Genomic DNA, 20882 nt, shown 5'->3' on the forward strand with positions numbered 1-20882 from the left:
GGGCGCATCTTGATCGTCGTGCATTCTGCCGACGGCAGTCGTAGGCTCGCGGTCGCGCAACGGGGTCTCATTCGGGGCGGCATCCCGGTCTTCTATCTTCACGGCACTCCGGGCAGCAGGGTAGGGCCACTGCCGAGAAACGGGCTGCTGTACCGCCTCGGCATTCGCCTCATCACCTACGACCGCCCGGGATATGGGGATTCCGACCGGCAGGTCGGGCGTCAGGTGGGCGACGTCGCGTCCGACGTGGCCACCATCGCCGACCGGCTCGGCCTCGACCGCTTCGCCGTCGTCGGCCGCTCGGGCGGCGGGCCGCACGCACTGGCCTGCGCGGCGCTGCTGGGCGACCGGGTGACCAGGGCGGCCGTGGTGGTGGGCCTGGCCCCGCACGGCGCCGAGGGGCTCGACTGGTTCGACGGCATGGCCAAGGGCAACATCGAGGAATACCTCACGGCGATGGAGGGCCTGGCGCAGCTGACGCCGCGGCTCGTCGTGGCCGCGGAGACGATCAGGAAAGACCCCGTGCAGCTGGTGAACGCCATCTACGACGACCTGACGGAGGCCGACAGGGAGGTGGTGGCCGACACGGCCATCCGGCTGATGCTGGTGCAGAACTACGCCGAGGCGCTGCGCAAGTCGCCGGACGGCTGGATCGACGACGCCATCGCGTTCTGCTCGCCCTGGGGCTTCGACCCGGCCGACATCACCGTGCCGACGCTGCTGTGGCACGGCGCCGAGGACGTGTTCTCGCCCGCCAGCCATTCACGCTGGCTGGCCGAGCGCATCCCGACCGCCAGTGTCGCCATTCAGCGCGGCGTCGCGCACTTCCACGCCTTGCAGGTGCTGCCCGACCTGCTTCCGTGGCTGGCGGGCCTGGCCCCCGCCGGCGGCTGAGCACGGGCGGCTCGGCACGGGCGGCTCGGCACGGGCGGTTCAGCGTGGGCAGGGGGCGTTCGTCACCACGGCAGCGGGTCCAGGTCGCGGCTCACCCGCCGCCAGTCGAGGACCGCGTTGATCAGCGGATGGGCCTCGCCGAGCACTCGGCGCAGGTGGACCAGCACCGCTTCGCGCAGCTCACGTGCCTCGTCGGCGCGGCGCAGGTCGCGCAGGGTGATCGCCAGGTTCGCCTCGCACGCGAGGGTGTCCGGATGGAGCAGGCCTCGTCCCGGGGCACCGCGCAGCGCCGCCAGAAACTCGCGTTCCATGGTCTCCGCCTGGTCGTACTTGCCGAGGTCGGCCAGGCAGTTCGCCACGTTGATGGCGCAGACGAGCCGGAAGGGGTGCTCCTTGCCCAGCGTCTCGGTGAACCGGTTCAGGGTCTGTGTCCCGAGTGAGTAGGCGCTCGCGACGTCGCCGATCTCGCGCTGGTAGATGACCAGGTTGTTGGCCGCGATGAGGGTGTAGGGCTTCGTCGGCCCGAGCGTGGTCTCGAAGGTGTCCAGGACCTCTTCTGCGAGCCGGCGCGCGCCCTCCCAGTCGCCGGCGTCGCCCAGGTCGCCCGCGAGGTTGAGCCGGCAGATCACCGTGTCGGGATAGTCCGTCCCGTAATGCTGGACGTACCGTTCGAGCGTCGCCTCGGTGAGCTGTCTGGCCTCCGTCAGAGCGCCCGCCTTACGCAGCGCGACCGCCAGGTTGCGTGCGGCGCGCAGGGTGTCGACGAAGTCGTTGCCGAGGACCCGCTGGTACCGGTTCAGGACGTCCCGCAAGAGCTCCGCCGCCTTCAGGTATTCGCCAGCCTCGCGGATGTCCAGGGCGAGGCTCAGCTGGGACGACAACGTGTACGGGTGATCGGGCCCGATGACGGCCCGCCGGCGGTCGAGCGTCTCCTGGTCGAGCCGCCTGGCCTCGTTGATCTGGCCCACGTGCCGCAACGCGACCGCGAGGTTGTTGGCCGCGGTCAGGGTCCGTGGATGGTCGTCCACGAAGAGTTCCCTGGTCTGGTCGTAGGACTCCTGCTCCATCTGCAGCGACTCCTGCAACTGCCCGAGCGCCCGCAGGTCCGCCGCCAGCCCCGCGGCCGTCATCAGCGTGTGCGGGTGCGGCTTCGGCAGCACGTCGAGCTGGTCCTGCATGATGGCCCGGTCGAGGTCGCAGGCCTCCTGGTAATTGCCCTGCTGACGCATGACGTTCGCCATCTGGAAGCGCAGGAACAGGGTCTGCCGGTCCACGTTGCCCAGTTTGTTGATCCACCGTTCCTCAAGACGCCGCCCCATGTCCAAGGCGCGGTCGAACTCGCCGCGCTTCCACCAGTAGCGAACCCGGTCGATGAGGAGCTGGCGCGTCTCCTCCTCGTCGCAGTCGTCCGCCTGGGACGGTGCGAGGTGCGGCCAGATCTCGTCGAACCTGCTCCAGTTCTCGGGGTCGTCGGTGTCACCCTCGCGCGGCCGGGCTCCGAGCAGGATCCGGTGCACGTCGTGCATGGTGTCCTCCTGCTCGTCTGCCGTCATGCGGTCACGGAGCACGGCCTGGACGAGCCGGTGCACCTGGACGGAGTTGTCGCGCTGGTCGACCTTGGCCAGGGCGAACCGGCTCAGCTCACGGACGAGCCGGCCGATCATGATCTTGTCGCGTAAGGTGTCGTCGTACTTGAGCAGGCACTTGACCGTCTCGTCGCCGTACAACATGGACAGGGACACCGGCTCCGGTGCGAAATAGGACAGCAGTTCGAGCAGGCGGACCGCGGCGGGGGAGCGCTCCCTGAGCCGGTCGAACGAGACGTTCCACGTCAAAACCACCGGTTTCGGGTAGTTCAGCGTCTCGCCGAGCGCCAGCGTCGCCGCGGGCTGGCGGTGCAGGGTCTCGACGTACTCGTCGACGTCCATCCCCGTCTCCTGCAACCACGCGCCGGCCTGCTCGATGGCCAGCGGCAGGTCTCCCAGAGCCTCGGCGACCCGGCCCGCCTCGTCGTCGGTCATGCTCGGGACCCGCCGCCGCAGGTGCTCCAGGCTCTCCTCGCGGGTGAAGACGTCGATCTGGAGCGGAAGCGCGGCCTGCTCCCATGCCTGGTGCCGGGACGTGATCAGCACATGGCCGGACGGCCCTCCCGGAAGGTAGTCCCGCAGCTCGACCGGGTTGTCGGCGTTGTCGAAGATCAGCAGCCAGCGCTTGTAGGGCTCGCCCCGGCGCAGTGCGTCGCGGGCGGCCTGGGCGGCCTCGGCCACGTTGTCACCGACGCGCAGGCCCAGTCTGACCGCCAGGTTCGCCATGGCGCCGTTCAGCAGCTCGGACTGCTCGGCGGAGATCCACCAGACGACGTCGTAGTCGGCCATGTAGCGGTGGGCGTACTCGATGGCGAGCTGTGTCTTCCCGACGCCGCCGAGGCCGTACAGGGCGGCCTGCGTCACGACCGTCTGGGAGCCGCCGCCTTCGCCGACGAGTTGCTCGCGCAGGCGTTGCAGCACCTCGCCGCGCCCGGTGAACGTCGCGTTCCTGGTCGGCAGGTCGAGCACCGTCGGCTGACGCCCGGGGTAGCGGGGGCTGCTCACGGTGCCGGTGGTCTCCGTCGGTTGCCCTGGCCGGTCGAGGGTGCGCAGGAGCGCGGTCATGGCCTGCTCCTCCTCCAGGCTGACCAGGTCCAGCGGCGTCGGGTCGGCGTACGGCATGGGCAGCCGGACGTCGGCGATGCGGACGGGGATGAGCTGCCCGCGCGACTCCGTGAGCTGGATGCCCGACATGGACTGCCAGATCTCACGGGCCTGCGCCGAACGGAGGTAGGCGGGCGACAGGAGCGCCAGGATGCGGGCGGAGTCGTCGATCGGGCTCTGGGCGCCCTCCTCGTCCTGGCTGGTCAGGGGGTGCGGATGGACCCGCAGGCCGACGCCGACGAGGATCGCCTTGATCCAGTCGTACCAGAGCCGGTCCTCCGGCACGTAACTGATGTAGACGTCCATGAAGGTCGCCGGGCGCCGGCGCCGGAACAGGTCGCGGTAGTGCTTCCTGGTCTCTTCCTTCATGGCGGGCAGGCCGCGCACCTCACCGTTGGTGATCACGTCCGCGAGCCGCTCGTAGGCGGCCAGCAGTGAGGCGGGCGAACCGGGCGCGTCGCCGAAGGTCGCCAGCGTCTCCTCGTACGCGTAGAACGGCTTGTACGGGATCTCCACCGCGCCCCAGTACGTGATCGCCTCGTCGCGGCTCATGCCCGTCGGGAAACGCGCGAACTTGCTCCTGGCGAACGCGCGCCCGGCGTCCAGCTTCTCCTTCTCCGCGTCGTCCACCCGCATCGGCACCGGCAGGATGCGGATCCCCCTGGCCGGGAACCGGTCGGCGACCTGCGTAGCCACGTCGGACGCGCCCTCGATGCTCTGGTCGGACAGGGTGAAGCAGGTGACGAGGACGTGGGGGAAATGCTCCGTGGTGATGTCGGAGATGTCGCTCACGCCGGTCCTGCTGTCGATGAGCACGTAGTCGTACTCGGCGCTCATGTCGTCGCGCATGGCGTCGAGGAACTGCCCGCCACCGTAGCTGTCGTAGAAGGTGTCCCAGTCGAACCGGGCCACCAGGGACGAGTAGTCGCGATTCTGCCGCCCGGCCGACAGGAAGTCGATGGAGCCGTCGCCGGGGAAGTCGTCCCAGTCGATCGACACCACGTGCTGCCGGACCCGCGCGTAGTCGCGGTGCCAGTCGTCCGGGCGCGACTCGTTCCTGCGGGCGGCCCAGGCGTACTCGGTGATCAGCTCGATGACACCGGGCGTGCTGACGATCTTGTCGCTGTCGAGGAACGGGCGGAAGAACTTGTGCAGCCCCGGCGACTCCAGGTCCCAGTCCACGGTCAGCACCCGGTGCCCGTTCGCGGCGAGGATCCAGGCCACGTTCGACAGGGCCATCGTGCGTCCCGTGCCGCCCTTGTAGGAGTAGAAGGTGATGATCCGCCCGTTACGCGCTTCCGTCATCACGTTCCCCCGGATTCTCTGGTGGCTGCCATGTGATTCGGTCCCTGCGTCTGGGTGGCGGGTCTCCCGGCTCCGGTCGCGGCGGAAAGGCCGGGGTGTCACGCAGGTAGGGCTTGGAGACCGTGAAGACCACCTGCCGCAGGGCAGCCGCGAACTGACCGAACGCCAGCGTCCCCTTGGCCGCCTCTCTGGCCAGCAGCCGCCCCCGCTCGATCCGCGTGGGGGCCAGGGCGCGCAGGCCGGCTCTGATCTGGTCCGTGGCCGCGGCGAGCTGCTCGTCGTCCTCGTGCCACGGGATCACCAGCCCCACCCAGGGATGGCTACTGCGGCGCAGGTACGACAGAGCCGCCTGGTACCCGGGCATGAGAACGACCCAGGGATCGAGAAGAACGACGCCCGGTGACGCGGGCCCGTCTTGCCTCAGCAGGTCCTCGCCCTGCTCGGCGTACGACCACAGCTCCGGCTCGAAGCCGAGATCGCGGACGATGTCCGCCGCCAGGGAGGCGATCGGCTGGTCGCACTGCGGATAGTACGGATTCCAGTCGGTCGCGGCGGCGCCGTACTGCCGCTGACTGCGGTGCGGCGGAAGCGCGTCGCGGGTCGGCGCCAGCACCACGATCTGGAATCTGCGGCCCCGGTCGGGCACGAAAGCACTTTTCAGCGAGGCGAAATCACACGGTTTCCCCGGTGGCAACGGCGTCTTCTTCGCCAGATTGACGATACGGTGGGCCAGGGTGTCGACGACGGATTTATAATGATCGCGATATCTGTTCAACTTGATCAGGCCGTAGATGCCGCGTTCCTCGTAATGCGTCCCCAGGGCGGAGTCGTGAAACTGTATCGGATGAGCCATCCTGGGTAACTCGTCCTGCCTGACGGGAATCCAGAAGGCGGGTACCACGACCTCAGGCAGATCCGGTCCCTGACCCATATGGCGCTTGCGGCGCAGGTCGAATGCAGCCCATTCCTTGCCGCACGGTTCGCTGTCGAAATAGCGCGGCGAGTAAAGCGGGACGAAAACGCGGCAGATGGCCAGCTCCTTGGCCAGCCGCTCGTTCCAGGCCGCCCCGACGTGCAGCTCCTGGTCCATGAATCCAGGCGAGGCCCCGGCCGGCAGGCGGCTGATCTGCATGATCTCCTGGCACAGAGCCCGGTAGAACTTGGTGACCCACAAGTTGGGGTCGGGGTCGTTCGCGGAGATCCGCGGAGTGCGCGCGTAGCTGAGGAAGAAGTATGGCTGATGGTGCTCGTCCGAGCTGGAGATACTGGCCACCCGCGCCTCCACACGCACATTGCGCCGGCACGCCGGGCCGTACGAATCGAGTTGCTCCCTAGGCGGTTGAGTCTAACCCTTCTCTATCCGGGGGCGCTTCTCGCGAAACCATTGCTCCGCGAATTGGACTGCATCGGCCATGGGGAAGATCCGGCTGTCCGCGTCACCCACCATGCCCGAAACCACCTTTACGTAGCGCTCCATATCGGTGCCGCACAGGGCGAAGTCCGAATCGTCAAGAAGCACGTCGCTGTACTGAAACCACGACGCTTTTCCGGCGTCAGTCACCTTGCATCGGTAGAGCATTGTCAGCGGCTGCTCCGTGTAGGTGTACTCGGCCAGGTGGAAGGCGGAGCACCGGTCGTAGCCGACGCCGAGGAGCAGGACCATGGCCTTGCTCTCGACCATCTTCCCGAGGGGAGAGAGCATGCCCAGATGATGATCCCGGGGATGATCCGCCATCAGTCGGCGGGCATGGGAGCCCACCGCGGCGAACGACGTCTGCGGATGGTCGCTGCGCACCGAACCGCGGTGGGTCCGCACCTCTTCGGAGAACCGACCGCATTCGACGGACGGGGTGGTGCGAGCGTCGAACGCGGGCATGTTGTCGTGGTGACGATCGACGTCCTCGCCCGACAGGTCGCGGATCGCCTCCCGGTAGGCGTGGGAGGTGGTCGAGTTGCTGGACGTGAACGTGGGCACCACCACCGTGCCCTTGCGCGGCTTGAGAACGGTGAGGAGCGCGTCCATCAGCGTGGGCGGCCCCGCCTTCATCCGGCCGATCGCCTTGAGCGAGGTGTGGACCAGGATCGTCTGCCCCTCCTCCAGCCCCAGTTCGCGAAGCTGGGCGGCCAGAGAGGCGGCGGTGTGGGAGGGCGCGCGGCGGTTCGTGCCGACGAGGAACGGCCGAAAAACCGTTCGGGCCGCCGTGGGAAAGACGAGCCCGAACCGGCGGCCTTCAGTTCGCGGTGTGCGCTCGCGTGGCAGCGATCGGGTGGTCATGGCCGGCCCCCGTCACCGCGCGGCCAGGCTGTCTCGCGCCGTCTCGACCAGCAGCTTCGCCAGCTCCGGTAGGTCGCGGGCGCTCAAGGCGTCGAATGCGGTGATCAGCTCGCCCGGGCCGGAGGATGGGCCCTGCCAGCCGAGTGTCGCCAGCTCACCGTAGACCTCGTACAGGCGGCTCTCCACGCCCGGGTCGTCGATGGTGACGCCGAACATGTCGAAGAGGGCGCCGAGCAGGGCGCCGTAGAAGCTTCGGGTCACCGTCGCGGCGAGCGTGGCAGGGTCGGCGGGGTCGGAGACTCCCACCGCGCCGAAGGCCTGACGGCTGAAGTGCGACGCGTCCCGCGCGCCCGACAACGGCGTGATGACCTGCACTCCCGCCGTGAGCATGGCGGACTGCCGCGGGTGCGCCCGCAGCAGCTCGTCCGTCAGCTCGTCCGTCAGCTCGAACGTCCACCGCCAGGAGAGGAACTCCTCCTGCCGCAACCGCTGCCGGGGCGGCACGCCGAAGCAGTCACGGTAGGGGTCCACGTCGTCGAACACGAGCTCGGTGTCCGGCATCGCGATCGAGCGCACCGGCTCCCATTCGGGCGCCTCGGTGTCGAGCCAGCGGCCGTCTACCCCGCGCATCGCCAGTGACTTCTCGCCCGCGGTGACGACCGTGATCGGGCCGTCGGCGGCCACTCTCATCCTGCCCACGCCGGGCAGCTGCACGAAACCGTCACGGGCCGGAACGGCCACTTCGGCCGCGACACCGGCGAACAGGGCCGCCGCCATCGCGACCGAGGCGAGGAAGGGCCGGTGCTGGTCGTCGCCGACGGCCTGGCGCGCCCAGGAGCGTACGTAGGGGTAGTCGAAGACCCGGTCGACGGCGGCGCGGTGCTCCTGGTCCAGCCGGCTCAGCAGTTTCCATTCGGCGCTGCCCGCGCGGCCGGCGCCGATCTTGGACACCCGCATCCGGGTCAGACTCCGCTGGGCGGCGGACAACTGGGACAGGTCGGCCGGGCCGGCGGTCGCGGCGGCGAAGCGTTCGAAGGTCGCCCGCGTCAGCTCGTGGGTCGGCCGGGCCGAGTTCTGAATGTGGGGGATGAGGACGCGCAGGTCGGAGCAGAAGACCGAGGGATTGTCGAATCCGTTGCCGGCGCGGTAGCGGTGGGCGAAGAGGCCACCGCCGCAACTTTCGACGATCGAGCAGCTCCGGCACGTGGCGCTCAGCGAGTGCAGTCCCTGCTGCCTGGCCTGCACCCCTTGATGCTCGGCCACGTCGTCGAGGGAGTGCCCGGCGGCGTCGAGGCCGGTCGCCGGAGCGCCGTCGAAGGCGATCTTGAGCGAGTCGGCCTGCTCGTAGGAGCCGTCGGTCTCGATGGTGACGAGGTCGCTCGGTGTCAGCCCCAGGGACTCGGTCCCGCTCGATCCACCGGCGGCCATGAGCGCGATGGAGTCGAACATCCTGATCGAGAACGGCCGGTCGTCCGCCCGCCAAATATCATGGACGACGCGCAGCCAATCGGCATATTCGGTTTCCTGCCTTGGGGTCCGCAAAGGGGGATCGTCCCAGGTCGCATGTGGTAGGAGAAAGTCTATGCGGGGCGGATCGAGCTCTTTCAGAGCGCGATACACCGCCTGCGGATCATTGCGAACGTCGATCGTGCAGAGGATTCCCGCATAGATTTCCGGATATGAGCGCCGCAGCAGGTTGATCGCTTTGACCACCTTGTCGTGGCTGCTGCGCCCATTCAGATATTTCCGATGCCGGTCGTTCGCTGCTTTGTCACCATCGAGCGAGACGCCGACTTTGATGCCATAACGCCGAAAAAGACGACAGAATGTATCGGTGAGGAGAACGCCGTTGGTGTGGATCCGCAGATCGAGATCGGTCACCTCGTCGAGTTGCCGACGCAACTCCGCGGCGATCCGCTCTATTCTGGGCACACCGGCGAGCAAAGGCTCGCCGCCGTGCAGAATCACGTGCAGACGTTCTATAGCATGCGTGCGCGCGTGCTCGGCGATGCGCCGCGCGACCTGGCCGATCGTCTCGTCCGACATCACCACCGGCTTTGATCGCCACGATTGGTCCGCGGCTTCAAAGACATAGCAATGGTCGCACGCCAGATCGCATCTGCTCGCGATCTTCAGCACGAATTGTCGGAACGGAACAATGGAGGCACTCATGCTGGAATTGGTTCAACTCATATGGAAGAGTTGAATGAGACCTCGAAGCGCTCTGCCTCCTCGGTGGGCTCAGCAAGATGGGCTAGCGTCATGGTGGTGCAGTCGATGACGTTCGACCGAAAGACAGAGTTGTCCATGGCTTGACCTATTCGCGGAGATGTGGATGTATCAGTCTGGATGAAGAGGCTGACGCACGGAGTAACACCCTCTGATGATCAGGTGGGTTGGTGGCTCTGTGCGCAGCGACACCTGCGCACAGCATAGTCCCCTACCCAGGGCGCCTTGCCACCGCATTCGGATAGAAACACGGTTGTGTCGAACCCTTGCCCAGGGCTCCATGGTTACAAGCTGGCTCTTTGTTCCACAATGGGCATGAGTGTGCCTTTTTACGGCAAGCTAAGTGGCCTGGCCAGCGTACCAAGCGTGCGCTAGGTTGGGTGGTGTGGATCTCGACTTCTCCCCGGCTGAACAGGGCTTTCGTGATGAGGTTCGCGGATGGCTCCGGGAGCACGTGCCTGAGGCGCTGCCGTCCATGGACACCCCAGAAGGCTTCGCGGCGCATCGGGACTGGGAGGCGCGGCTGGCTGAGGCGCGGTTGTCCGTTGTTTCCTGGCCCGAGGAGTACGGCGGGCGCGGTGCCTCGCTCGTCGAGTGGCTGATCTTTGAGGAGGAGTACTGGGCCGCCGGTGCGCCCGCGCGTGTTACCCAGAACGGGATCTTTCTGCTGGCACCCTCCCTGATGAGGTTCGGGACGCCCGAGCAGCGGGCGCGCTGGTTGCCCAGGATGGCCCGGGGGGACGATGTGTGGGCGCAGGCGTGGTCGGAGCCGGAGGCCGGGAGTGATCTGGCCGCGCTGACCTCGCGGGCCGAGCCGGTGCCGGGCGGTGGCTGGCGGTTGTACGGGTACAAGACGTGGAGCTCGCGCGCCGCCTACGCCGGCCACGGGTTCGGGCTCTTTCGCACCTCCGGGACGCGGCACCGCGGGCTGACGTACTTCCTGTTTCCCATGGACGAGGTGGAGGTGCGGCCGATCGCGCAGCTCGACGGTTTGCCGGGTTTCGCCGAGCTGCGGTTCGACGGCGTGTACGTCCCTGACTCGATGGTGCTGGGGGAGGTGGGCGAGGGGTGGCGGATCGCGATGGCGACCACCTCGTCGGAGCGCGGCCTGACCCTGCGCAGCCCCGGCCGGTTCCTGGCCACCGCCGATCGGCTCGTCGCGCTGGCGCGTGACGCCGATCCCGTGCTGGCAGACCGGGCCGCCAGGTGCTGGGTGGAGGCGGAGGCGTACCGGCTGCACACGTTCGGGACGGCGCGGCGGATCATGGCGGGACAGGAGCTCGGGCCCGCGGCCAGCATGGGCAAGATCTTCTGGTCCGAGCTGGACCTGCGCATGCACGCCCTGGCCCTCGACCTGCTGGGGGACCGGGCCGAGGGGTGGCTGGACGGGTTCCTGTTCTCGCTGGCCGGGCCCATCTACGCGGGCACGAACGAGATCCAGCGCAACATCGTCGCCGAGCGGGTCCTGGGGCTGCCACGATGAACTTCGGATTCACCGGCGAACAGCTCGCCCTGGGCGCGACCGTACGCGACGTGCTGCGCGCCCACTGCCCGCCCGCCGCGCTGCGCTCCGAGCGGCGGCCCGCCTGGGAGCAGCTCGCCGAGCTGGGGTTCTTCGGGTTGATGCTGCCGTCCGAGGCCGACGGGCTGGGCCTCGGGCTGGCCGACGTGCTGCCCGCGCTGGAGGAGACCGGGCGCGCCTGCCTGCCGGGCCCGTTCGCCGACACGGCGGTGGTGGCCGGGCCGCTGCTGGCTGGCCTTCCCGGGCTGGCCTCGGGGGAGGTTCGGGTGGCGGTGCTGCCTCCGGGGCAGGCTTACGTCGCCGATGCCGACCTGGCCGATCTGCTGGTGCTGGCCGGTCCCGAGGGGTTGCGGCTGGTGCGGGGGAAGTCGGCCCGCCTGGTACGCAGGGACGGCGTGGATCCGGCCCGGCCGTTGTTCGAGGTGGACGTGGAGGAGTCCGAGGAGGAGTCCGAGGAGGAGTCCGAGACACTGGACGGTTCCGCCGAGCACCTGCTGGCCAGGGGTGCGGTGGCGACCGCGGCGCAGCTTGTCGGGGTGGCTCGGCAGCTGCTCGACGAGAGTGTCCGGTATGCGCGGGTGCGGGCCCAGTTCGGGGCGGCGATCGGGTCGTTTCAGGCGGTCAAGCATCAGCTCGCCGATGTGGCCGTGGCGGTGGAGTTCGCGGCGCCGCTGGTGTGGCGGGCGGCGCTGTCCGTGGACAGCGGCACCGGCAGCGGCACCGGCAGCGGCACCGGCAGCGGCACCGGCAGCGGCAGCGGCGAGGACGGGGGCAGTGGCGGGGGCAGCGGTGGAGGCGGGGACGGCGGTAGTGGCAGGGGCGGGTTGGCCTGGGGACGGGACGCCAGTGCGGCCAAGGCTGCTGCTGGAGAGGCCGCGACGTTGGCGGCGCGGGTGGCGTTGCAGGTGCACGGGGCGATCGGGTACACGGAGGAGCTGGATCTGCGCTTCTGGCTCGCCCGTGCCTGGTCCCTGTCGGCCGCGTACGGCACCACCGCCGTCCATCGCGAACGCCTGCGTACCGCGATCATCGGCGGCGACCCCTGGAGGTACCCGTGAAGTTCGGCGTCCCCCTCGGCCTGCTGCATCCCGCCGCCTGGAAGGACGTGGCGGTGGCGGCCGACGAGCTGGGGTTCGAGTCGGTGTGGCTGCCCGAGCACCTCGTCTTCGCCACCGACCTGTCCCTCGCCGTCTACCCGGGCACGTCCGACCCGGGGATCAAACCACAGACGCCGCTGTTCGACGCGCCCGCGTACCTGTGCTGGCTGGCCGCCCACACCTCCCGCGTCCGGCTCGGCACGGCCGTGCAGCTCCTCGCGCTGCGGCATCCGTTCGTGTCGGCCCGCGCGTTCGCCACCCTGGACGTGCTCTCCTCGGGACGGGCCATCTGCGGGGTCGGGGCCGGTTGGTACCGGGGGGAGTGGGACGCGGCCGGAGTGCCGTTCACTACCAGAGGAGCGCGACTGGACGAGGCGATCGAGGTGGTCAGGCGGCTCTGGAGCGAGCCCGTCGTCGCCCACAGCGGGCGGTTCTACTCCTTCGCCGAGGTCGCCTTCGAGCCCAAGCCGGTGCAGGCGCGGCTGCCCGTGCTGGCGGGCGGCGAATCACCCGCCGCGCTGCGCAGGGCGGCGCGGCTGTGCGACGGGTGGATCAGCATGCCGCACACGCTGGAGTCGATCACACCGCAGATCGAACGGCTGGGGGCCGGGGTGCCGGTGACGGCGCACGCGTACGAGCTGGCCGGGCCGGACGAGGTGGCCGGCTGGGCGGCGCTCGGGGTGGAACGGCTGATCGTACGGCCGTGGACGCGCAGCAGGGACGCGGTGTCCCGGTTGTCCGCCTTCGCCGAGGAGTACGGGGTTGGGGGAGACGGCCTCGCCTGATCGGGCCGGGCAGGTCTGCTGACTCGCCTCGCAGGCCGCGGTCCGGTCTCGCAGGTCTCCGCCCGGCCTTGCAGGTCTCCGCTCGCCTCTGGGCATGGGTGATGGATGTGGGCGTTGAGGCTGCTCGCAGGGTGGGCGAGCCTGCTCGGGCTGCTCAGGCGCGGTGGCGGCCTCCGCCGGTCAGTTGGCGGTCGTCGTCGAGGGGGCGGCGGCGGCTTCTCGGCGGTGCGTCGGCGGGCCGGTGGTGGTCCGGTGAGCGGCGGTGGCGGCGGCCTCTGGGCGGGAGGTCGGGGGAGAAGGTGAGCGGCTCGTCGGCGGCGTGGCGTCGCCGCCGGCCCCGGTACGTCGCGCCGGGCACGTCGGGGGAGTCACTGCCGCGCCTGCCCAGGGCCGGAGCGACGGCGTCTCCGCGCCTGCCCGTCGGCGGCGCGAAGGCGTCGAACGTGCTGGTCGCGCCGGGGATGACGATGCGGTCGAACGAGCCGGTGTCGACCACGCGCTGCAGCGGGCCCGTGTCGAGGACGACCTCCATCGGGCCGGTGTCGTCGGTGAAGGTGAAGCGGTCGCGATCGAAGTCCGGCTCGTACGGGTCGGCGTCGAAGGCCGGCGTGTACGGGGACGGGCCGGTGCCGTGGTGCTGGGAGCCGTGGCGGTGCGAGCCCGGACCGGAGCCGTGGCGGTGGGCGGCGTGGCGCTGGGAGCCGGAGGCGTGGTGGGACCCGGGGGAGTGATGGGAGGCGGACGGCTGGCGGGAGGCCGCGTCCGTGGACAGGTCGAACGGCCTGGTCTCCAGGGGCAGCTTCCGGTGCCTGGCGCCCCGGCCGGTGGCTCGGATGACGGCACTGGAGTCGGCCATGCCGGACTCGACGGTGTGGGGGTGGAAGGCGTCGTTCCGGGAGCCGGCCCGGTGGGAGGCGGCGGTGGTGGGCCGGCCGGTGCCGTCCTGGAAGGCGGAGCCGGAGTCCAAGGCGCCGTCGTGGGCGGCGAAGATGTCGGCGGCGGTGGGTCGGCGGGTGTCGTCCTGGTAGGCGGCGAAGACGTCCGAGGCCGTGGGCTGGAGGGTGTCGTCTTGGAACGCGGCGAACAGGTCGGAGGCGGCGGGCTGGAAGGTGGCGCCCCGGTAAGCGGCGAAGACGTCCGATGCGGTGGGTTGAAGGGTTTCGTCCTGGAACGCGGCGAAGACGTCCGATGCGGTGGGCTGGAGGGTTTCGTCCTGGAACGCGGCGAAGACGTCCGATGCGGTCGGCTGCAGGGCGTCCGACGCCTTCAGCGAGGCGAGGGCGGCCGACGTGGCGAGGCGGTCGGCGTTCTCCTTGAGCTCTGCCGCGAGCAGGCTGTCCGCCGTCTCCACGCGTCGCGTCGCGGTCACCGGCAGCAGGGTCGTGCGGCGACGGCGGCGCCGGCCCTTCACGCGGGACGGGCGCGCCGGCTTGTCGGCACCGGCAGCGGTGGAAGCAGCGGCGGCACCGGCCTTGGCGGTGACCGGAGCGGTCCCGGAGGCGGCAGCGGCAGCGGTCGCAGAGGCGGTCCTGGAGGCGGCAGCGGCAGCGGTCGCAGAGGCGGTCCTGGAGGCGGCAGCGGCCCCGAGGCGCAGGCGGCGGGTCTTGGCCACGGCCAGCAGGGCCAGCGCGGCCACCAGTGCCGAGCCGATCAGCGTCGGGGAGTCGATGGCGGGCAGCGGCCCGGTGGCGGAGGCGTCCGTGTGGGAGGGGAGCGGGTCCGAGGTGGCCGCCTCCGTGTCCGCCGTGGTGGGTTTGGCGTGCTTGCCCTTCTTGACCGTCGTGGGGGACGGAGCCGCACCGCTCTGCGGGCTCGTCTTCGCAGTGGCGGAGTCGGAGACGGTGCCGGTGCCGGACGTGGCATCGGTGCCGGAAGAGGCGTCAGAGGGGCCGGGAGAGGCGTCGGCGGAGGGCGAGTCGGGCGTCTTGCGCGAGGTCGAGGGCGAGGCCGCGTCGGAGTTAGGCGTGGCGGGCTGGACGCGGCCCTGCGCCTCCTCCGGCGTCTGGCCCTCGGTCTGGCCCTCCGTCTGACCCTTGGCCTGCGCCTCGTCGCCCGTGGGCGTCTGGGACCGGAGCCGGTCCAGCGGAGTCTGTCCGGCGTGGGCCGCGTCGGAGCGAGGGATCATGGCGGTCAGCTCGTCCGGGGCCAGCGTGCCGGTCTTCTCACCCGGTTCGGACGCCTGCTGCTCGGCCTTCTTCCTCCTGGCCTCGGCCCGGTCGAGGCGGGCCTTGACGCGCTGGGGGTAGCCGTACCCGACCACCTTGCTCGTGTCACGTTCCTTGCGCTTGGCGACGCCCCCGTCGATGTTGCCCTCGATGGTGGAGATGCGATCGCCTCTGACCTTCGTCACGACGCCGACGTGGTCGATGTGGTCGATGCTGTTACTGCCGCTCCAGTCGTAGAAGACGAACGCGCCGACCTGGGGTTTCTTGCCCCACGCCCCTTGCTCCTTGAACCACTCCGCGTGCGCGACCGTCCACGCGAACTGCCCCATCCAGTCCTCGTAGCCGAGCTTGTGCGCGGCCCAGGAGAGGTACATGTCGCACCACGGCGCTGAGGTGTAGTCGGCGTCGAACTCGACGTTCTTGCCGTACCAATGGCCGAACTTGGTGTAAGAGCCCGACTTCTCGGAGTATCCGAGCTGGCTTTCGAGCAGTTCGATGTACTTCTGGATCTCTGGCGTCATGGAAGTGTGGGGAAACCTTCCGGGCAAGTCCGGATTCGGCCACGCAGCACTGGGTAGGGGGAGGGCCCAGTGACTGGTGTGACGAAACCGGAGACCTGTCGTCTTCCGTGCTGTGTGAGGTTATCGTGTTGTAACCCCAGGTCAAGCACGTTCCAAGAGAGACCCATGTCTCTCCCAAGGTGGAACCGCAGGTCAGCGATGCTGCCAGAATTGTCCTTGCCTAGGTGGTTTAACGGTAAAAGATCTACCTTGGGGTGAGATCTTAGTATCCTGCGCCCGTCAGCAGCCCGCCGTCCACCGTGACCTCGGTGCCTGTGCAGTAGCTGGCCTTGTCGGAGGCCAGGAACGCCACCACGTGCGACACCTCGACGGGCTTGGCGAAGCGTTTCATCACCATCGACTTGAGGAACGCCTCGCCGTCCACCTCGGCCATGATCTCCGGGTCCAGGGCCATCGGGGTGTTGATCGCGCCGGGGTGCACCGAGTTCACCCGGATCTTGAACCTGGCCAGCTCCCGCGCCGCCGACTTGGTGACGCCCCTGATGCCGAACTTCGACGCCGAGTACGCCGACAGCCCCTCGGCCCCGACGTAGCCCTCGATCGAGGAGACGTTCACGATGGAGCCGCGTCCGGCCGCCTTCATGGGCTCGATGACGGACTTGACGCCCAGCCAGGTGCCCTTGAGGTTGACGCCGATCACCCGGTCGAAGTCCTCGGGCGACATATCGGCGATACGCCGAAATTTCAGGATCCCGGCGTTGTTGACCAGCACGTCGAGGCGCCCGTACACCTCCACCGCCGTCCCCACCGCCCGCTCCCACTCCGCAGCGCTCGTCACGTCATGACGCACGTACGTGGCCCCCGTCTCCTCCGCCAGGGCCTTGCCCTCCTCCTCCAGCACGTCCCCGAACACCACCCGCGCGCCCTCCTCCAGGAACAGCCGCACGTGCGCCGCCCCCATGCCGCGCGCCCCGCCGGTGATCAGCGCCACCTTGCCGTCAAGCAACCCCATGACATCCTCCTGCCGCGACGGCCACGGCGGCCGCCTCCATGGTGCGGTAGACGGGGATCCCCGCCGCCGCCGCGATCCGCCCGACCTCGTCCTCGACGCCCGGAGGCGCGCAGTCGCCGTTCCTGGTGACCAGGCTGATCCTGGTGCCGGGCCGGTCGGCCTGCGCCGCGGCCAGGGCCCGCGTGTAGGCGTACAGGGGCTCGCCCGGGTCTCCGTGCGCGCTCGCGTACGTGAAGAAGGCCTGGACGTTCACGTGCGCCACCACGTCCGCGTACGGGACCCCGAGCGCGTCGATCACCTCGGCCACCAGCCCGGCCCGGCCCATCGGGCCCACGGGGACCTCCAGCGGGTTGCCGGTCGCCACCACGCCGAGCCCGCGCAGCGCGTCGAGGCGGTCGCCGGGCAGCGGGGCGAGCCGCACTCCGGCCCGGTCGAACGCGTCCGCCGCCAGCACGCTCGCGCCGCCGCTCGGCCCCACCACCAGGACCTCGTCCCCGTGCACCGTGCGCGTCCCGTGGGCCTGGAAGTAGGCGAGCACGCCGATCAGGTCGTCCTGGCTCGTCACCAGCGCCACCCCCGACTGCTCGGCCACCGCCTCCCAGATCCGCAGGTCGCTCACCAGCCCGCCCGTGTGGGAGGCCGCCGCCCGCCGTCCCTGCCCGCTGCGCCCGCCGACCAGCAGCACCACGGGCACGGGCGCGTCACGCAGGGCCGCGTACAGCTCGCTTCCGTTCCTCGGGTCCTCCAGGTACAGGCCGACGGCGCGTGTCTCGGGGTCGCGCGCCAGCCAGCGCAGCAGCTCGGCGGGGGTGACGTCGGCCGCGTTCCCGACGGTGGCGACCCGGCTGAACGCCAGCCCGCGCCGCTCGCCGACCTTGATCACCTCGCCGGCCAGCCCGCCGCTCTGCGAGATCAGCGCGACCGTTCCCGCCGGTCCCAGGCCGCCGCCGACGAACGTCTGCCGGCCGCGCGGGCAGTAGACGCCCATGCAGTTCGGCCCGAGCAGGCGTGTGCCCGCCTCCCGCGCCGCCGCGACCAGCTCCGACTCCAGATCCGGCCGCCCGGCCTCGCCGAAGCCGCCGCTCATCACCTGCACGAACGGCACTCCGCCCGCCTGCCGCACCACCTCGGCACAACGGTCTGCGGGTACGGCCACCAGCGCGTAGTCCACCTCGGCCGCGGCCAGCGAGGGCACGGCCGGCACCCCGCTCACCTCGGCGGCCGTGGGATGCACGGCCACCAGCGGCACACCGGCGGCCCGGTAGAAGCCGAGGAACATGTTCCCGAAGTTCGGCCGCGACATGGACGCGCCGACCACGCCCACCGCGCCGGGCTCGAACAGGGGCAGGAAGTCCGTGACCGGCACGTCCGCCGGGCTCCTGGTCGCGGGGCCGGGGAAGTCCGGCGGGTTTCCGGGCGTCGTGCCGGATGCGTTCAGCATGGCGTCGCGTGCGGGGCTTTCGGGGGCTGTGCCGGGTGTGTTCGGCATGGCGTCGCCTGCGAGGCTTTGCGCGGGCGTGGCCGGCACGTACCTGGCGTCGACCGCGATCACACCCGACGGGCCGGCGATGACCGGGTTCAGCTCGAACTCGCCCAGCTCCAGCCGTTCCCACAGCCCGCCGGGCCCGCCGACCGTCATGAGCAGCTTGACCACCGCGTCCACGTCCACGGGCGGGCCGCCGCGCCAGCCGCGCAGCAGTTCGGCCCCGCGCAGTGAGGCCAGCATGCGCCGCGCGTCCTGCTCCGTGATCGGGCACAGCCGTAGCGCCGTGTCGCGAAGCGCCTCCGTCCACACCCCGCCCAGGCCGACCAGCAGCACCGGGCCGAAGGCGGGATCCCGTACCAGACCGACGATCAGCTCAACCCCCGGCTCGGCCTGCTCCTCCACGAGAAAGCCGGCCGGTCGCAGCCGGGCCGCCATCTCCGCCGCCGCCGGCCCCAGCCCGTCGAAGCGCAGGTCCAGCCGGACCGCGCCGGCCTCCGACTTGTGCAGCAGCCCAGGCCCGAACGCCTTCAGCACCAGCGGCTCGGCCAGCCCGGCCGCCGCCGCGAAGCCGCCATCGGAGCCCGTGTCGGAGCCGGACGTGACGGCGGGGCTGAGGGGAACCACGACGCCGCGCGGCACCGGCACCCCCGCCTCGCCGATCAGCGCCTTGACCTCGTGCTCGTACGCGCTCACCCGAGCAGCTCGCGGATCTTCCTGCGCACCAGCTTGCCCGGCCCGCCCGAGGCGTCCTGGGAGTGCGGCAGCTCGTCGGCGACCACGATGTGATCGGGCCGCTGGTGCGCGGGCAGCGTGTCGGCCAGGGCCAGCGCCAGCTTGGACGGGTCGAGGGTGTGCCCGGCGCGCGGTACGACGGCCAGCAGCACCTGCTGCTCCTGCGCCCCCTCCGGCACCCCGACCGCCCCGGCCTCGGCCACCCCGTCCAGCGCCGAGGCGGCCTCCTCGATCGCGGCCGGCTGGGTCCAGACGCCGCCCTTGATGATGGCGTCCTCCTTGCGCCCGAGCACGCGCAGGACGCCGTCGGCGGAGACGGAGCCGAGGTCGCCGCCCACGTACCACTCGCCGCGCAGCACCTCCGCCGTCCTGTCGGGCAGGCCGTCGTAGCCGGCCATCCGGTGCGGCCCGGCCAGGTTGATCTCGCCGACCTCGTCGATCACCCGGTTCCCCCGGTGGTCGGTGACGCGCACCGCGTTGCCCGTACGGGCCCGCCCCGAGGAGCCCAGCGGCGTGGAGCCGTCGTCCACCCGGCCCATGCACGTGTACGGGGCCTCGGTCTGCCCGTAGTAGGAGTACACCCCGGCCCCCGGCAGCCGGTCCTTGATCCGGTCCAGCATGGTCGCGGTCAGCGGCTCGCCGCCCAGCATGATCACCTCGATCGAGGACAGGTCCACGTCCTCGTGCTCGGGCGAGGCCAGCAGCGCCGAGTAGAACGAGGGGATCTGCGACACGTGCGTGACCCGTTCGCGCGGGACGACCCGCAGGAAGTTCGCCGGACCCCAGTCCTGCTCCAGCACCAGCCGCATCCCCGCGTACAACGCGGGCCCCACGATGGCGGGGAAGCCGATGCCCCAGATGATCGCGCCCGTCCCGAACACCGAGTCGGGGCCGCGCGGCACGTCGAGCCAGATCTGCGCCGTGGCCAGCGAGGACGCGTGCGTGTGCACGACGGCCTTGGGCAGCCCGGTCGTCCCCGAGGTGTAGTAGAGCGCGAGGGGGTCGTCGCCGAACCCAGCCAGCGGGGGCTCCTCGTCCGAGCCGCCGGCCAGCTCCCGTACGTCGATCCAGGTGGTCACGTCGGGCAGCGACGGCCTGATCCGGGCCACGACCGACTCCACGGTCGCGTCGTACACGAAGGCCGTGCAGCCCGACGCCGCCACCACGTCACGCAGCGTCTCCTCCGGCCAGAACGGGTTCAGCGCCGCCGTGATCGCGCCGATCTTGGCGTGCGCCAGGTAGCTCTCGGCCACCAGCAGCGTCTCGTTGAGCAGCGCCGCGACCCGCCTGCCCGGCGTGATCCCGGCGGCGAGCAGGGCGTTGGCGCGGCGGTTGACGTTGCGGTTGAGCTCGTCGTAGGTGTAGCGCTGCTCGCCGCAGTACGTCAGCGCCACCCGGTCGGGCGTGCGCATCGCTCCGGCGGTCAGGATCGCGTGGCCGTAGTTGCCGTAGGGTGATCGCGCCATGGGGGGAGCCTCCACATCAGAGGGGCGAATAAAGCACGAAGACGTTGCCCGAGGGATCGCGCAGCACGGCCCGCGTCTCGTGCGACCCCGCCTCGGGAGCCCGCACCACCTCGGCCCCGCGCGCCGCCAGCTCCTTCACCGTCGCGGCGACGTCGTCCACCTTGTACGACGGCGCCGCGGAAGCGGTCACGTGCTCCTCCGGCCCGGCCAGCGCCACGGTGACCCCGCCGCCGTCGAGCGCGGCGAACCGGTCGCCGTCGCGGAACTTCACCGGCAGCCCGTAGAAGGCGATCGCCTCGTCGAGGTCGGCCACGGGGATCAGGACGTTGCCGAGCTTCACGCTGGCCTCCAATGGGGCAGGTCGTCGAGGAACGTCACGCGTACCGGGAGCCCGACGCGCACCCGCTCGGGCGGGCACTCCACCACGTGGCCGAACGCCCGCACCCCTTCCGGCAGGTCCACCCAGGCCATGACGTACGGCTCGCGGCCCTGGTAGCCGGGGGCGAACGAGCGGTGCACGACCGTGTACGTGTGCACCACGCCTTCGCCCGAGGCCGGCTCGAACACCAGGCTTCCGCCGCCGCACCAGGGGCAGGCGGGCTCGGGGAGGTGGATGCGGCGATCACAGGCCGTACAGCGCTGGATGACCAGCTCGCCGCGCACGCAGGCGGCCCAGAAGGCAGAGGTGTCACCGCTCATCGTG

At 70.4% G+C, this 20882-nt stretch carries 14 protein-coding genes; 4 read left to right on the plus strand and 10 right to left on the minus strand.

All coding sequences use genetic code 11. The features are described 5' to 3' along the window. Positions 1 to 18: 18 nt before the first annotated feature. Positions 19 to 894: an alpha/beta hydrolase gene (locus AB0C28_RS14065; protein WP_358074514.1), complete on the plus strand. Its 876-nt coding sequence runs from the start codon at positions 19 to 21 to the stop codon at positions 892 to 894. Between the two features lie 62 nt (positions 895 to 956). On the opposite strand, the gene fxsT is transcribed toward AB0C28_RS14065, so the two are convergent. The 4 genes from fxsT to AB0C28_RS14085 form a co-directional block, all read right to left on the minus strand. Continuing rightward, on the minus strand, positions 957 to 4889 hold the full coding sequence (gene fxsT / locus AB0C28_RS14070; RefSeq protein ID WP_358074517.1) for an FxSxx-COOH system tetratricopeptide repeat protein: 3933 nt from the start codon (positions 4887 to 4889) through the stop codon (positions 957 to 959). Next, entirely contained in the window at positions 4873 to 6162 is a 1290-nt protein-coding gene (locus tag AB0C28_RS14075) for a TIR-like protein FxsC (RefSeq protein WP_358074520.1), read from the minus strand. Before AB0C28_RS14075 ends, fxsT begins: the two co-directional genes overlap by 17 nt. A 72-nt stretch (positions 6163 to 6234) precedes the next feature. Further along, on the minus strand, positions 6235 to 7164 hold the full coding sequence (locus AB0C28_RS14080) for an AAC(3) family N-acetyltransferase (RefSeq protein WP_358074523.1): 930 nt from the start codon (positions 7162 to 7164) through the stop codon (positions 6235 to 6237). A 12-nt stretch (positions 7165 to 7176) separates the two neighbouring features. Beyond that, positions 7177 to 9303, minus strand: a complete 2127-nt coding sequence (locus AB0C28_RS14085; RefSeq protein WP_358074526.1) for an FxsB family cyclophane-forming radical SAM/SPASM peptide maturase — start codon at positions 9301 to 9303, stop codon at positions 7177 to 7179. A gap of 475 nt (positions 9304 to 9778) precedes the next feature. Between AB0C28_RS14085 and AB0C28_RS14090 the strand changes: the two genes are divergently transcribed. The 3 genes from AB0C28_RS14090 to AB0C28_RS14100 are packed head-to-tail and all read left to right on the plus strand — an operon-like array spanning position 9779 to position 12797. After that, positions 9779 to 10876, plus strand: a complete 1098-nt coding sequence (locus AB0C28_RS14090) for an acyl-CoA dehydrogenase family protein (RefSeq protein WP_358074529.1) — start codon at positions 9779 to 9781, stop codon at positions 10874 to 10876. Then, positions 10873 to 11973, plus strand: a complete 1101-nt coding sequence (locus AB0C28_RS14095) for an acyl-CoA dehydrogenase family protein (RefSeq protein WP_358074532.1) — start codon at positions 10873 to 10875, stop codon at positions 11971 to 11973. Before AB0C28_RS14090 ends, AB0C28_RS14095 begins: the two co-directional genes overlap by 4 nt. Further along, positions 11970 to 12797: a TIGR03619 family F420-dependent LLM class oxidoreductase gene (locus AB0C28_RS14100; RefSeq protein WP_357837871.1), complete on the plus strand. Its 828-nt coding sequence runs from the start codon at positions 11970 to 11972 to the stop codon at positions 12795 to 12797. The genes AB0C28_RS14095 and AB0C28_RS14100 overlap by 4 nt, the downstream gene beginning before the upstream one ends. Before the next feature lie 154 nt (positions 12798 to 12951). On the opposite strand, the gene AB0C28_RS14105 is transcribed toward AB0C28_RS14100, so the two are convergent. From AB0C28_RS14105 to AB0C28_RS14130, 6 genes are all read right to left on the minus strand, one after another. Next, positions 12952 to 15483, minus strand: a complete 2532-nt coding sequence (locus AB0C28_RS14105; protein ID WP_358074535.1) for a CHAP domain-containing protein — start codon at positions 15481 to 15483, stop codon at positions 12952 to 12954. Between the two features lie 262 nt (positions 15484 to 15745). Continuing rightward, positions 15746 to 16495 (minus strand): glucose 1-dehydrogenase, encoded by a 750-nt coding sequence (locus tag AB0C28_RS14110; RefSeq protein ID WP_358074538.1) that lies wholly within the window; start codon positions 16493 to 16495, stop codon positions 15746 to 15748. After that, positions 16482 to 18674: an acetate--CoA ligase family protein gene (locus AB0C28_RS14115; protein WP_358074541.1), complete on the minus strand. Its 2193-nt coding sequence runs from the start codon at positions 18672 to 18674 to the stop codon at positions 16482 to 16484. The genes AB0C28_RS14110 and AB0C28_RS14115 overlap by 14 nt, the downstream gene beginning before the upstream one ends. Beyond that, a complete protein-coding gene (locus AB0C28_RS14120; RefSeq protein WP_358074544.1) occupies positions 18671 to 20179 on the minus strand; it encodes a class I adenylate-forming enzyme family protein in 1509 nt (502 codons plus the stop codon). The genes AB0C28_RS14115 and AB0C28_RS14120 overlap by 4 nt, the downstream gene beginning before the upstream one ends. Positions 20180 to 20195: 16 nt before the next feature. Further along, positions 20196 to 20519: a VOC family protein gene (locus tag AB0C28_RS14125; RefSeq protein ID WP_357837856.1), complete on the minus strand. Its 324-nt coding sequence runs from the start codon at positions 20517 to 20519 to the stop codon at positions 20196 to 20198. After that, the gene (locus AB0C28_RS14130; RefSeq protein WP_346104313.1) at positions 20516 to 20878 is read right to left on the minus strand and encodes an OB-fold domain-containing protein; all 363 of its coding nucleotides are present in this window, start codon (positions 20876 to 20878) and stop codon (positions 20516 to 20518) included. Before AB0C28_RS14130 ends, AB0C28_RS14125 begins: the two co-directional genes overlap by 4 nt. Between the last annotated feature and the right edge of the window lie 4 nt (positions 20879 to 20882).

Origin of the sequence: Nonomuraea sp. NPDC048892, from assembly GCF_040649735.1 — a bacterium.
Classification (GTDB): Bacteria; Actinomycetota; Actinomycetes; order Streptosporangiales; family Streptosporangiaceae; genus Nonomuraea; species Nonomuraea maheshkhaliensis.